Here is a 12,860-nt window from a genome sequence, read left to right on the forward strand (position 1 = left end):
GGTCAGCGCCGTGGTCCTGCGGACCCGGGCTGCGGGCCGGGCGGGGCCGGAGGTGTGCTGGGCGTTGTGCGGGTCTGCTTCAGGAGCGCGTTCAGATCCGGTGGCGGATCGTAGTGCGCGCGGAGGATCGTGAGATCCGCTTCGGTGGCCATGGCCAGCCCGGAGGCGATGCTGCTGGCGGCGCCGCGCAGCAGCCAGGGCGGTGATCCGGGTTCGGCTCCGCGGTTTTGGCCCTTCCACTTCGCGGTGGCGACCAGGTGGTCGATGACCTCGTTCAGGAACGGTTCGACCGCGTCCAGCAAGGTGTTGAGCACGGCGTGGAACTCGGCCGGCGTCTCGGCCGCATCCAGAGCCGTGCGGTAGGGGCCCAGGTCCGGGGCGGGGAACGGCTCGGAGGGCAAGGGGTGGCGGGTGAGGAAGGCTTCGGCGTCGCGGTCGGCCCAGCGGTGCAGGTCCGCCCTGGTCGCCGAGCGTGTGTGGTAGGCGCGGATCTGGTCGGCTGTGCGGCCGACGTTGTCGTACAGCTCGAAGTCTGGGTGCTGCAGCGGTGCTCCAGGGTTCGTGTGCCGGCGGTGCCGCCGTGGTGGCGACCTGACTGAAGGGTGGGTCGGATGGGTGCCATGGAGAGCGCCGTGGCGCGTGGGCTGAGAGAGGCGGTGGTGCCGGTGCCGGCCGCTGTGCCGCCGGGGAAGGGGCATCCCGGGTGAACTGGTAGTTGTCGGAGGAGTCGATAACCCGTTCGCTGTCTGGGCTTCGGGGTCGGCGAGGTGGGACATCAGTCCGTCGTGGTCGGCTTGGCACTGGCGATAGCCGGCCGATTGCTCACCGGGGAGGCCCGAAGGGCGTGGCAGGTGGAATTCCCTGGAGGGGAGGGCGGGTCACCGACGGCGGGATGAGTGGTTGGCAGGAGCGCTGGGTGCGGCTGGGCGGGTCGGGGCCTGGCCTGGGTGGTGCGCCGGTTGGGCGGTGAAGTCGTCGGGGGCTGTCACCTGCCGGTAGGCATGGATGACTGCTGTGAGGCGCTCGATGGCGTCGGCGTGGCGGGCGGCCAGGATGTCGATCTGCGTGGCGCTGTTCTGCAGGACTCCCAGCGAGTTGATAGACGTCTTCCCGGTCGCGACGCGTGTCAGAGTGGAGGCCGCGGACTGGGCGGCGTAGGTGAGCTGTTCGCTCACGTGGTCCAGATGGCGGGCGGCCACGACCACGAGCCGGGCAACGACGTCCTCGGCGGAGTCGCCCGTGTGGCGCCGGCCGAGGCCCTGCGGCGAGGTGCCGAGGGCATCGATCACCATCTGGGAGCCGACGGTCGGTGGGAGAGCCGGGTCTTCGGTCAGGGTGATGTGGGCCAGACGGACGCTGTCGCCCAGGGAGACGTCCGTCCCGGCTTCGCCGGCTTGGACATCAGCGAGCTGTGCGCGGGCATGATCGAGGTCCCGGGCGCGCACGATGAAGTGCAGTGTGCCGTCCTGAGCGACGGCGAAGGAGCGCAGGGGCTCGGTCGGGCTGGGCTGTTCAGCGTTGGTCACGGGGTTTCCGTTCGGGTTTCAGCGCAACCGGGCGTCGGTGTCGAAGAGCGACAGCTCGTGCGGATGGAGCAGGTGCTGGACGATGAAAGATCGTCCGGCGACCTTCCACAGGCCGCGCCCCCGGTTGAGATGGGCGAGCGCGTCGGTCTCCACCGAGGTGAGGCCCAGCAGGGCTGCTGCGGCGTGGAGTTGGTCGGTCTCTTGCCGGTAGATGATGCGGGTGGAGCAGTCGGCGAGGAGCCCTTCGGCGAGGGCGCGTCCGCGTGATCCGGCGTCGCCGGCGGTGAGCAGGTCGGACAGCCGGTGGATGACCATGAGGTTGGCGATGCCCAGGCCGCGGCTGAGTTTCCACTGGGACTGCATGCGCTGCAGCAGGCCGGGGTGGCGCATCAGGCGCCAGGCTTCGTCGTAGACGATCCATCTCCGGCCGCCGTCCGGGTCGGACAGGGCGGATTCCATCCAGGCGGACGCGCAGGTCATGGCGAGGACGAGTGCGGTGTCGTCGCCGGTTCCGCCCAGGTGGGACAGGTCGATGGTCAGCATCGGCGAGTTGGGATCGAACGCCACAGTGCTGGGAGCGTCGAACATCCCGGCGAGGTCTCCGTGGACGAGGCGGCGCATGGCGTGGGCGAGGTCGCGGGAGGCGTCGCCGAGGCGGCCGGACATGATGCCGCCGGCCGCGTCGAGTTCGTCGGGGTTGTTGAGGGTGGCGGCGATGTCGCCGAGCAGTGGGGTGCGCCCGGTGGCTGTGGCGCGGGTGACGACGGCGTCGAGGGCGACGTCGAGGCCGGTGTGCTCCATCGGCAGCAGCTCCCGCCCGAGCACGGTGCGGGCCAGCGAGCCGAGCAGCAGCAGACGGCGCTTGCGGATCTCGCCCGCCCAGTCGGCCTGCGAGACGCTGTTCGGCCGGGGAGCTGCGTCCATCGGGTTCAGTTTGCCGGGCAGTCCCGGCCCGAGCGCGATCGAGGTGCCGCCCAGCGCCTGTGCCACCGGCGTCCATTCCCCCTTGGGATCACACGGGACATAGACCTGGTATCCGAAGGCGATCGACCGCAGTGCGAAGGACTTCGCGAGCGCTGACTTGCCCTGTCCGATCACCCCGGCCAGCAGCACATTCGGGTTGGTGAAGCCTTCGATTTTGCCGTACATGGCGAACGGGTCGAAGCAGAACGACGCCTCCGCGTGCACGTCGCGGCCGATGTAGATGCCCTCGGCCCCCAGACCGCCCTCGGCGAGGAACGGATACGCCCCGGACGCGGTGGCGGTGGTCATACGGTGGGCGGGCAGCTTGAGCCTGCTGTGGCGGGCGGACGCGGGGCCGGGCCGCCCGGCGGACGGGAAGAGGGGAGGGGGCATCTCCTGTTCCTTCGCGGCGGCGCCACCGGTGCGGGCGGCTGCTTCGGCGCGGGCCTTCGCAGCGGCCTCGGCGACCTGACGGCGGGCGGCCTTACGGGAGGAGCGGTCGCTGCTGTGCGGGGTGAACAGGGGGCTGGCGCTGGCGCGGCGGGCACGGCGTGCGGGCCGGTGACTCATGACGGGGCGGCTTTCACGAAGGCGGCGGGTCTGGACGCGGCACGGGGGTCAGACGACCGGCGAGGCGGTGGCCAGGGCCGCGGTGCCAGCGAGCGCGGCGAGAACGGCGGCCGCGGAGGTGGAGCGCTTCAGGGCGCGCAATTTCGGGGCCTTTCGGTAGTGCGGGGTTACCGGCTGCACGTGGTGGTGTGGCCGTGCAGCGGGGTGTTGAGGTCGCTGGGGGTGGTTTTGCGGCGGACGATGTGACCTGCGGCGAGGTGGCGCCGGCAGATGGTCAGGACGGGGGGACCGTCGGACAGCCGCTCGGGGTGGCAGCCCGTGTCCGCCGGGGGCCCGTCCGCGACGGGCAGGAGGTGGTAGGCGTCGTGCACCGCGGCGGCAGCCTGGAACAACCGGGTATGCGCGGTGGCCAGATGTCGGCCGGCGGCGGGATGCGGCGGCCGGGAGGTCTCGACGAGCTGGTCGAGCAGCTGGTGCAGCGCGGTCAGATGCGCGTGCAGGACGTCGAGGTGCACGCGGTCCGTCGGCGAGGAGACCGGCTCCGAGCGGGGGGTGAGGGTGCGGGCGTGGTGGCGGATACCGGCGCTGGCGGCCCGCAGATACGGGTACGCGTCGCCGACCGGGAGGGCAGAGGTCAAAGGGGGAAGAGTTCCTTCCTGCCGTGGCGGCAGGACGTCGGCGGCACCGGAGCGGGGTTACAGGGCGGTGCGGGCGAGGGGGAGGGCGCTGAGGGTGAAGGCGGCGGGCTGCTGGTAGAGGAGCCGGCGCAGGTCGACCTGGGCGGTGACGGCGGCGGTCTCGATCTGTGCGCACGCGGCATCGAGCAGGGTGTCGGTCTCGGCGGACACGGTGAGCAGACCGGTCAGGGCGACGTCGGCGTGGCCGGCGATGAGCTGGCGTTCGCGGGTTTTGACGTCGGCGTACTCGATTGAGTCGGCTTCGGAGTCGACCTGCCCGCGCCGCGAACGCTCGGTGGCATCCGCGATGATCGCTGCCTTGGTGCGCTGGACGTCACGCAGCGCGGACTCGATGCCCTGTGGCACGTAGATAAGGGAGAGGGTGCGGCGGACCCCGGCGGTGAACATCACGGGGTGGAGGAACCCGGCGCTGGTTTCGGTGCGGGGCCAGTCCTCGACCCAGTAGGTGGTGTGCCGGGCGGTGTCGGTGGCGAGCCGGTCGTACTCCTCGACCTGGACCACGGGCCCGGCGGCGGCCGGGTCGGCCTCGGCCCGGCCGGAGGTGGACCACTGCTGCAGCGAGGACAGCGCGCTGGGGTCGTAGGCGGTGCGGATGACGGCGGCGATCTCGCGGGCCGTGAGCCAGCTGGTCACCGTTAGTCCGGCACTGCGCGCGGCCTGAGCGACCGATGCCGTGGTCTGCTCCATCACGGTGAACGCGCCGGGCAGCCCGCCGCCGGCCTGGGAGACCAATCGCTTGGCGGCCTTGAGGTCGAGGGAGATCGCCAGGTACGTCTCGTGCGGAGCCGCGGCAGGGCCTGCGGAGGCGACCAGGTCGCCGTAGATCTGTCCGGCGACCGGGGCGTCGGGGCGGCCCTGCCGGGTCCAGTGGCGGGCGAGGGTGTCGCCGGAGTCGGGGACGGTGCGTTCCAGGACCTGCACGGTGGCGACGTGTCCGGTGCGGGCGACACCGGCCAGGGCCCGCCCCCAGCTGCTGACGTTGTGGTTCTGGGCGGCCGGGTCGAGGAGCGCGAAGGCGCGTGAGGAGACGCGCGCTATGGCGGTCAGGGTCTGCTGATGCGGGTCGTGTACCGCGGCGGCGCCGTTGGCGGAGTCGCCGGGGGTGACGACGCGCAGGGAGGCGGCGGTGCCGGGCAGGTGCAGGATGCCGTCCTGGCGGGGCCGGGTGACCGGCCGGGCCAGCCACAGACTCTGGCCGGTACGCCGCCGCTGGGCGAAACGCCAGACGATCGGCGCCCAGTCGATCAGCGAGCGGCCGTGCCGGCGGACGGCGACCAGGGCGATGACCGTGGCCCACAGCGGGGTGAGGGCGACGGCGCCGAGCAGCCCGGTGGACACCACTGTCACCAGGAGCAGCGCCAACGCGCCTGAGGTGAGGACGAGTTGGGGCAGGGACAGGCCGAGCAGGATGCCACGCCTAGACCGGTGGGGGAATTTGACGGTGAGCGGGGTGACGGTGAGATCAGACAAGGGCCGCTTTCGGTGGTGCGCGGGGGCGGTGGCCGGGGCGGCACGCGGCGAGGACGTACGCGGCGTGTGCCGCCCCGGCGGCGGGCAAGGTCACAGACCGGTGGGCGGCGGCGTTCCGGTCGCGCCGGCGGTGCCGGTCGGGTTCGGCGAAGGCGGGGCGCCCTGCGGCGGCGGAGTGGAGGTGCCGGCGCCGGGCTGCGACATGAAGCCGCTGCCGCCGGAGGGCGATCCGGGAGCGCCCCCCTGTCCGGGGCCACCGCCGATCTGACCACTGGCGTCCTCACGGGGGCTGGTCGGCGGGGGCTGAACTGTCTTGTCCAGACCGCTCTTGGTCCCCTCGTTGCCGGATGACGGCGCGCTCGGGCTGCCGCCTTCCTTGCCGGAGTCCGGCGTGGGGTGCGCGGCGATATCGCCGGGGAAGCCGCCCGGAACCGATTCCGGGCCCTGAGGAGCGGCGCCCGCTCCGGCCGCGGCTCCTCCGGTGGCGAGTGCGGCGGCGGCCTTGCGCCCGGCGCGCTCGGCATGCTGGCGGGCGATCTGCGCGCCCGCGCCGCCGGAGCGGTGCAGTGTTTCCGCATCGGAGCCCTCGGACGCGGCCCAGTGCACGAACTTGAAGGTCGCGTACGGGCACAGCAGCACCAGGGCCATGATGACGATGCCGGCCATGACGTCGGCGAGGGCTGCGATGCCGTCCTTGGCCTCGGTCTTGCCCATCGCCGCGATCCCGAGCACGAAGATCACGGTCATCAGGAGCTTGGAGACGACGAGGGTGGCGGTGGCTTCGATCCAGCCCTTGCGCCAGCGCCGGGCGGCTTCCCAGCCGCCGCCGGCTCCGGCGAAGACGGCGAGGGTGACCATGACGAGGATGCCGACCTTGCGGGCCACCATCACGCACCAGTAGAGGATGGCGCCGATCGCGGCGCCGATGCCGACGAAGACGGTGACGAGCCAGCCCAGGCCGGACAGGGAGGCGATCTGTTCCACCTTGACGATGCGCCGCACCGCCGTGGCGATGTCGAGGTTGGCGGCCTTGAGGAGGCCGTCGGAGAGGGCGTCGACGACTTCGATGGCGACGGTGGTGAAGGCGATCGCGGTGAACGCGAACAGCACGCCGGCGGCGGTGCCGGTGAATGCCTGGGTGAGGGCTTGGCCGTCGCGGCGGATCGCGGCGCGTACCAGCTGGGCGCAGAACGTGCCGACCAGCATGATCAGGCCGATCGGGAGGATCATCTCGTAGTTGTCGCGGAACCATGTCGCGTTCAGGTCGACCTGGGTGGTGGTGTTGACCGCCTCGGCGGCCAGGTCGGCTGCGGCGGCGGCGAGTTCGCCCGCGCTCTTGGCCATCCAGTTGCCGATGGCCGCGCCCGGGTCGGAGGCGAAGTCGACGGCGTCGCCGACGGTGCAGAGTTTGTCCGCGAGGGGAAGGTCGCAGAAGCCCAAAGGTGAGTCCTCTCCTTATCTCGGGTGGGCTGGGTGCGTCAGGGCACGACGCTCGGGGCGATGGCGACCAGGGAGCAGTTCGCGTTGGGGCGGCACTGCACGGCGAGGGTGAGGGAGCGGTCCTCGGCTCCGGCTCCGCCCTTCTTCCAGGTGATCTGCTGCTTGCCGGTGACGGTGACGGCGTAGATGTACGCCTTGGTGATCGCCGACGGGTCATCCGCCAGTGCTTCCTTGAACGCCGAGGGGTAGTGGGCCTCGGTGACGGTGGCGGTGGCGTACTGGTTCTGGTCGGCCATCCGCGACCACAGCACCGGATCGGGCACCTGCGCGGCGATCGAGGTCCAGTCCGCGTACTTGGTCTCCGGCGTCAGCCACGCCCGCATCCCGGCGAGCTGCTCATCGCGGCTGGTGGTGCGGGTGTTGTACGACCACAGCAGAGCGGCGGCGGCCTTGGCGAACGCCACGGGGTCGGCGACCGGCGGCGGCGTCGCCACCGAACCGGCTCCAGCCGACGCTGCCGGGCCGGCGGATGAGGAGGTGTTGCTGCTCGGCCCGGACGAGGGGACGCTGGCTCGGCCGTCGCCGGTGGCGGCGGGGCGGGTGAGCAAGGCGACGGCGGCGGCCAGGGCCAGCAGGACGGCGAGGCCGGTCGCGATGACCGTGACGCGCTGCCGGGTGGACCAGCCAAGGCCGTAGCGGGACAGAGAAGGAAATCGTTTCGGCATCAGTGGACTTGCGACCCCAGGGCGGAGAAGAAGGCCACGATGCCGTTCGCGGCGCCGAGACCGAGTGCGGCGCCCGCCGCGACGACGGCGCCCTTCTTGCCGTTGGCCTCGGCCTGGTGGCCCCCGGTGTGGTGGCCCCAGGCCCACACGCCCAGGGAGACGGCCAGCGCGCCGACCACCGCGACGATCGCGAAAAGGTTGATCGAGTTGACCACGTTCTTCAATACGGCCAGGCCGGGCAGACCGCCGCCGGAGGGCGTGATGCCGGGGTCGTAGGCCAGGTACCGCACGGTTTCGAGCAGAGGCAAAGAGGCTCCTTGCACGCGCCGAAGCCCGGCGCGCGGGAATCACAGAAAGGGGGGAGGGAGGCGAGCGCCTTGAAAAGGGGAGGGGCGGCGGCGGGACGGGAGACGGCCGGCCGGATCGCCGCCCACGCAGGGAGGTGCGGCGTGCACGAGAACACGGCCGGTGCCGCGGCGAGGCTCAGGCGAGGCCGGGACTTGGGCGGTCCAGCCAGCGAAAGCGCTCCGGCTCGGCGATGTGCGCTACTTCGGGATCGACGGGGTGGGCGCGCCGTTGGTGCCGTACGGGTTGGCGCACTTGTAGACCACGTAGCCGCGCAGCTTCTTGCCGTCGGACTTGCGGGTCACGGTGCCCCGGGTCCACCAGGTCTTGGTGGCCTTGCGGTAGACCCACTGGTCGTAGGTGATCTTGTCGCCTCGGTAGGCGACGCCGACGGCGGTGGCCGTCGTCGACGGCGACGTGCGGACCTTGACCGCACTGCACGAGATCTTCGTGGTGTCGGTGTCGTACGCCTGCGCGGTGGAGGCGGTGGCCAGGCCGCCGGCGGCGACGGCCAGGCCCAAGGAGGCTGCCGCGAGGGCACGCTGGGCGCGATGACGGGATATCAAGGAGGTGCTCCGTGGTGTCAGGGGAAGGGCAGGGCGGGCAGGGCCCTGAACGGGGGCGGTGAGAACGGGGTGCCGGGCCTGGAACGGGGATCAGATGACGCGGCGCGCGGCGAGGATGTCCCAGTCCGCGAGAGGCGTGATTCGAACTGGTTTTCCAGTCCTTGGTGCCTCGATCGCGAGGCCCGAGCCGATGTACATGCCAACGTGTTCGGGGCGGGCGGCGCTGCCGCGGGAGAAGATCAGGTCACCCGGCTGAAGATGCTGGGGCGAGACGGCCTTGCCCTCGTTGATCTGCGTGTATGTGGTGCGGGTGAGCTGGATGCCGGCGTGCTTGTATGCCTGCTGGGTGAGCGAGCTGCAGTCGCAGCGGCCCATCGGGTCGGGGCCGTGCGGCGCGGTGCAGGTGCCGCCCCACTGGTACATCGTGCCGAGCTGGGCCATCGCCCATGTGATGGCCTTGCGCGCCGTCGGGGCGGTGTCCTTGGGGATCGAGTAGCCCTTGGGTACCGAGCCTTCCGGGATGGTGCCGTACCCGGAACCGTCTTCGGTCACCGCGCAGGATGAGGTACTGGAGGCGGTGCCCGTCGTACTGGTCTCCTGGTCGATGTCGGGGAACGTCGCGGCGATGGCCTTCTGGAGGGCGCTCGCCAGGTCCTCCCACTGCGCGTAGGCGTCGGGGTAGGCCGAGCGCTGGACCGCCTGGGCGGCCTGGGTGACGGTCAGCTGCTGCCAGCCGTCCACCTTGAGCAGGTGCCCGTAGAACTGAGTGGCGGCGTAGACGGGGTCGTGGATCTGGGAGGCGGTGCCCCAGCCCTGGCTGGGGCGCTGCTGGAAGAGCCCGAGGCTGTCGCGGTCGCCGGAGGAGAGGTTGCGCAGCCGGGATTCCTGCAGCGCGGTCGCGAGCGCGATGATCTGCCCCTTTGCCGGCACGTTCAGGCTGATCCCGGTGGCCACGATGGTGCGGGCGTTGGGGATCTGTTCCCCGGGCAGGGACAGGCCCTCGACACGGACGGTCTTGGCGTCCGCGCCGTTGAGGATTTTGGTGACCTGCTCGACGACCGTGTCGGTGTCGATGTCGCCCGTGCACGCCAGGGAGGAGTAGGCGCTCTGGACGGCCTCGCTGCTGGTGGCCATCAGCATGGCCGTGCCGGCGAGGAGGAGCGGGGAGAGGACGAAGACGCCGATGCCGGCGGCTACGCCCTTCAACCGGCGATGCCTCCGGGCAGGCGGTCACGGGCCGCAGGCCGGTGCGCGGGCAGGTATGAGCGGAGCACTGTCATGGCGAGGTCCTTGGTGAAGTCCCGGCGGCGCGTGCGGTGTTGAGGAAGGGTGCGACGGCCGGGTGATGGGTGAATCGGGGCCCGGGTGCACAGGTGCGAGTTGCCGCTCGCACCGGCACGGGGGGCGGGTCAGGTGTGCCAGGACAAGGGGGTACCTCCTGAGGGCAGGGGCGGGGACGTGCCATCGGCTGTGTCGGCCGGGCGGTTCCAAAACAGTAAGGGCGGATCCCCGGTTGCCGAAATCGTTGGTGATCAAGGCTTGAATTCGGGGCTTTCGGCGGCGATAGCGCTCAACCGGGGATCGTGCCCTACAGTTTTGACTCCTCCCCTCGCTCCTCCCGCTGCGCGGACCCGTGGTGCCTTCCTGCCCGCATTCGGTCCCCCGGGTTGCCCGGACGAGCCGGAGTACCTCCTCCTCCATCCGACCCGAACTGGGGTATCTCTTTGCCTTTTTCCCTGCATCAGGGCGACGCGCTCGGCGTCCTCGCCGAACTGCCGGACGACTGCGTCGACTCCGTCATCACCGACCCGCCGTACAACTCGGGTGGGCGCACGGCCAAGGAGCGCACCTCCCGCAGCGCGAAGCAGAAGTACACCTCCGTTGACGCCGGTCACGAACTGCCGGACTTCACCGGCGAAAACATGGACCAGCGCTCCTACGGCTTCTGGCTGACCCAGGTCATGACCGAGGCGCACCGGCTAACCAAGGTCGGCGGCACAGCGCTGCTGTTCACCGACTGGCGGCAGCTGCCGATCACCACGGACGCCATCCAGGCCGCCGGCTGGCTGTGGCGGGGTGTGCTGGCCTGGCACAAGCCGCAGGCTCGCCCCCAGAAGGGGCGCTTCACCCAGAACTGCGAGTTCATCGTCTGGGCCAGCAACGGGCCGATCGACGCCGCCCGCAATCCGGTCTACCTGCCCGGCCTGTACAGCGCCTCGCAGCCGTCGGGCAAGAACCGGCAGCACATCACGCAGAAGCCCATCTCCGTCATGCGGGAGCTGGTGCAGATCTCCCCGCCGGGCGGCACGGTGCTCGACTTCACCTGCGGCTCGGGCTCGACCGGGGTCGCGGCCCTGCTGGAGGGCCGCTCGTTCATCGGCGTCGAGAAGACCCATCACTACGCGAAGGTCGCCGAACAGCGACTGTTGCAGACGATGCAACAGACCCTCTCCCAGGACGACTTGACCCTCACGTCCTGAGCCGTGCTGCGCAGTGCGGACGACCTTTGGGGCATGGCCCGCCGCGCCCTGGCCTTGCCGTGCTTGGCGTTATAGCAGCCAAGTCCCGGTTACCGAAACCGGGGATTCTCCGGATGGTTGGAGCCGCAATTCATGCCCGACGGTTGCGGCTCAAGGAGGCCCTTTTCGTGCCTGAATCCATAAACTCCCGGCGGGACGGGGAGACGGAACCGGTCCGGCTGCCGGACTCCGACCTGGAGAGTGTTTCGGCGAGCGTCCGCAAACTGCTGGAGCAGTCCGCGGAACAGGCCCGCCAGCTCGACAGCCTCGCCTCCGCACCGCTGCCCCCGGACACAGCGTTCGGCGCCTTCGGCATGCCGGGTTTCGCGGGCCTGACGCCGCAGCCCGCGCTGCCGGAGCCCCGCCCGATCCTGGAGCTGGAGGGCGAGGAGTACGAGGACGAACTCGACGCCTTGTCCGACTGGGTGGACGACTTCCTGGTCCGGGTCTACGGGGCCGAGGTCACCACCGCCGCCCCGTGGTGCCAGCAGTGGCAGGAACACCCGGACGTCGTCGCGTGGCTCCACGCCCTGTGGCTGGCCTACCAGCAGCACAAGGACCCCGAGGCGGGCCTGTCCGGCCTGTTCGTGTGGCACCGCGATTTCCTCACCCACGCCATGGCCGCCGTCCGGGCGGCCGGCGGGCCGCTGTCGGCGTGCATGACCGATCCGGACCGGCCCGCCCACCGCCTGCTGCCCGGCCCGAGGCCCTCCAGCCGCACCGCCGCCGCCGAAAAGCCCGAGGAGCCGGAGGAGCCGGCGGGGAACGGCGAGTCCGGCCGGGTGGCCGGATGAGCGGTCAGGACCGACCGGCCTTCGGGCTCTCCTTCGACCCGCGCGCCCTGACCGACCTTCTCCAGGCCCCCGGCGACATCCGCGACCTGGCGCTCGCCCAGCTCCAGGACATCGTCAGCGCCCGCCTGTCCGGCGCCAAACTCACCCGTGATCTCGCCGGATGCCGCAAGGTCTACGTCGATCACCGCAACGCGTGGCGCATCGTCTACGCCCAGCGGCCTGCGCCCGCCACCTCCACGTACACCACCGAGATCCATGTCGTGGCCGTCCGTCCGCGGGAGGCGCACGACGTGTACGACACCGCCCGCGCCCGCCTCGGCATCACGCGGCGGCCCCTGGGCGAGCGCACCCACGCGGCCCGCACCCGCTCCCCGCAGCTGGGAGTCCGCCCGCCTGTCCCCAAGCCCGGACCGCCGCCCTACGCGTTGCCCGGCCTTCCCCGTCCCGCACTGTCTCCGACCCTGAAGGGCCCCGTTCATTGATGCAGTTCCCCAGCCTCATCGACCAGGTCGCCGCCGCTGTGCTGGCGCCGGCCCAGGTCACCGAGAACCCGCACCACCGCGCCATCGTCGATGTGTTCACCGAGATCCAGGACCTCGACAGGCAGCTCGCCGACTTGGCCGGCACCGAACGTCCCGCCGGCGTCACCGCGACCGAGCGACTCGATGCGCTCACCGACCTGCTGGTCGAACGCATGGCGGCCGGAGCGGAGTTGAGCGCGCTGCTGTCCGCCACCTGCTGCTGCGCGGCGGCGTACGAGCCCGAACAGGCGGGCGGGTACGAGCCGCTGGACGACGAGGAGCACGACGGCGAACCGGACCTCGATCCCGACGTCGAGAGCTTCGACGACTTCGGCTTCGAGGAACCGGAGGCTCCTGACGACCTCGACGGCTACGACGATGTCGACGACCGCCATGAAGACACGTGTGAGGAGTTCCTGACCTGCCCGAGCCGGCCGCGGACGATCGTCCACGCCTGCCTCGACATCTTCGACACCCTGGGCGCGGCCCAGTACATCAGCACCACAGAACTGGTCGCGCGGCTGCGCACGTTGCCCGGCGAGGCCGAGGGACGCTGGCGCTACGCCGACCTCACCCCGATCCGTCTCGCCCTGCTCCTTGGCCCCTACGGCGTCCAGGCCCGCAAACCGCGCACCCCCGACGGCAGCCGCTACCGGGCCTACCGGCGCGATGACCTGCAGGCCGCCCGCCCGGACTGCTCCTGCTGACCCATCCCGCCCTCGC

Annotated in this window: 14 protein-coding genes; 4 read left to right on the forward strand and 10 right to left on the reverse strand. The window is 71.2% G+C overall.

Translation table 11 applies throughout. The features are described 5' to 3' along the window. Window positions 1–2: 2 nt before the first annotated feature. The 10 genes from KVT45_RS22195 to KVT45_RS22240 form a co-directional block, all read right to left on the reverse strand. Window positions 3–698, reverse strand: coding sequence for a hypothetical protein (locus tag KVT45_RS22195; RefSeq protein ID WP_254647160.1), 696 nt, complete (start codon window positions 696–698; stop codon window positions 3–5). A 180-nt stretch (window positions 699–878) separates the two neighbouring features. Beyond that, window positions 879–1,526, reverse strand: a complete 648-nt coding sequence (locus KVT45_RS22200; protein ID WP_217550039.1) for a hypothetical protein — start codon at window positions 1,524–1,526, stop codon at window positions 879–881. Window positions 1,527–1,544: 18 nt separating this feature from the next. Further along, window positions 1,545–3,059 carry an ATP-binding protein gene (locus KVT45_RS22205; protein WP_217550041.1) on the reverse strand — a complete coding sequence of 505 codons (1,515 nt, stop codon included), beginning with the start codon at window positions 3,057–3,059 and terminating at the stop codon, window positions 1,545–1,547. 167 nt (window positions 3,060–3,226) lie between these two features. Next, on the reverse strand, window positions 3,227–3,697 hold the full coding sequence (locus tag KVT45_RS22210; RefSeq protein ID WP_217550043.1) for a DUF6238 family protein: 471 nt from the start codon (window positions 3,695–3,697) through the stop codon (window positions 3,227–3,229). A 57-nt stretch (window positions 3,698–3,754) separates the two neighbouring features. Next, window positions 3,755–5,227: an SCO6880 family protein gene (locus KVT45_RS22215; RefSeq protein ID WP_217550045.1), complete on the reverse strand. Its 1,473-nt coding sequence runs from the start codon at window positions 5,225–5,227 to the stop codon at window positions 3,755–3,757. Between the two features lie 90 nt (window positions 5,228–5,317). Continuing rightward, window positions 5,318–6,667, reverse strand: coding sequence for an ATP-binding protein (locus KVT45_RS22220; RefSeq protein ID WP_217550047.1), 1,350 nt, complete (start codon window positions 6,665–6,667; stop codon window positions 5,318–5,320). A 38-nt stretch (window positions 6,668–6,705) separates the two neighbouring features. Further along, the gene (locus KVT45_RS22225) at window positions 6,706–7,392 is read right to left on the reverse strand and encodes a hypothetical protein (protein WP_217550049.1); all 687 of its coding nucleotides are present in this window, start codon (window positions 7,390–7,392) and stop codon (window positions 6,706–6,708) included. Next, on the reverse strand, window positions 7,392–7,700 hold the full coding sequence (locus KVT45_RS22230; RefSeq protein WP_217550051.1) for a DUF6112 family protein: 309 nt from the start codon (window positions 7,698–7,700) through the stop codon (window positions 7,392–7,394). The genes KVT45_RS22225 and KVT45_RS22230 overlap by 1 nt, the downstream gene beginning before the upstream one ends. A 237-nt stretch (window positions 7,701–7,937) precedes the next feature. Then, entirely contained in the window at window positions 7,938–8,303 is a 366-nt protein-coding gene (locus KVT45_RS22235) for a hypothetical protein (RefSeq protein ID WP_217550053.1), read from the reverse strand. 90 nt (window positions 8,304–8,393) lie between these two features. Beyond that, entirely contained in the window at window positions 8,394–9,509 is a 1,116-nt protein-coding gene (locus KVT45_RS22240; RefSeq protein ID WP_217550055.1) for a C40 family peptidase, read from the reverse strand. A gap of 518 nt (window positions 9,510–10,027) precedes the next feature. On the opposite strand from KVT45_RS22240, the gene KVT45_RS22245 reads away from it, so the two are divergent. The 4 genes from KVT45_RS22245 to KVT45_RS22260 all read left to right on the forward strand — a co-directional run bounded on the left by KVT45_RS22245 (window position 10,028) and on the right by KVT45_RS22260 (window position 12,844). Beyond that, a complete protein-coding gene (locus tag KVT45_RS22245) occupies window positions 10,028–10,783 on the forward strand; it encodes a site-specific DNA-methyltransferase (protein ID WP_217550057.1) in 756 nt (251 codons plus the stop codon). Window positions 10,784–10,950: 167 nt separating this feature from the next. After that, on the forward strand, window positions 10,951–11,616 hold the full coding sequence (locus KVT45_RS22250; RefSeq protein WP_308310840.1) for a DUF4913 domain-containing protein: 666 nt from the start codon (window positions 10,951–10,953) through the stop codon (window positions 11,614–11,616). Beyond that, on the forward strand, window positions 11,613–12,098 hold the full coding sequence (locus KVT45_RS22255) for a hypothetical protein (protein ID WP_217550061.1): 486 nt from the start codon (window positions 11,613–11,615) through the stop codon (window positions 12,096–12,098). The genes KVT45_RS22250 and KVT45_RS22255 overlap by 4 nt, the downstream gene beginning before the upstream one ends. Continuing rightward, complete coding sequence (locus KVT45_RS22260; protein ID WP_254647161.1) at window positions 12,098–12,844, forward strand: DUF3631 domain-containing protein; 747 nt, start codon at window positions 12,098–12,100, stop codon at window positions 12,842–12,844. Before KVT45_RS22255 ends, KVT45_RS22260 begins: the two co-directional genes overlap by 1 nt. Window positions 12,845–12,860: the final 16 nt, after the last annotated feature.

Origin of the sequence: Streptomyces sp. GbtcB6, assembly GCF_019091475.1 — a bacterium.
GTDB classification, from domain to species: domain Bacteria; phylum Actinomycetota; class Actinomycetes; order Streptomycetales; family Streptomycetaceae; genus Streptomyces; species Streptomyces hyaluromycini.

Bases quoted from the DNA above. Each gene is read 5' to 3' on its own strand.
- KVT45_RS22195 (WP_254647160.1), bottom strand. From the start codon at position 698: ATGCCCCTTCCCCGGCGGCACAGCGGCCGGCACCGGCACCACCGCCTC.
- KVT45_RS22205 (WP_217550041.1), bottom strand. From the start codon at position 3,059: ATGAGTCACCGGCCCGCACGCCGTGCCCGCCGCGCCAGCGCCAGCCCC.
- KVT45_RS22225 (WP_217550049.1), bottom strand. From the start codon at position 7,392: ATGCCGAAACGATTTCCTTCTCTGTCCCGCTACGGCCTTGGCTGGTCC.
- KVT45_RS22255 (WP_217550061.1), top strand. From the start codon at position 11,613: ATGAGCGGTCAGGACCGACCGGCCTTCGGGCTCTCCTTCGACCCGCGC.
- KVT45_RS22260 (WP_254647161.1), top strand. From the start codon at position 12,098: ATGCAGTTCCCCAGCCTCATCGACCAGGTCGCCGCCGCTGTGCTGGCG.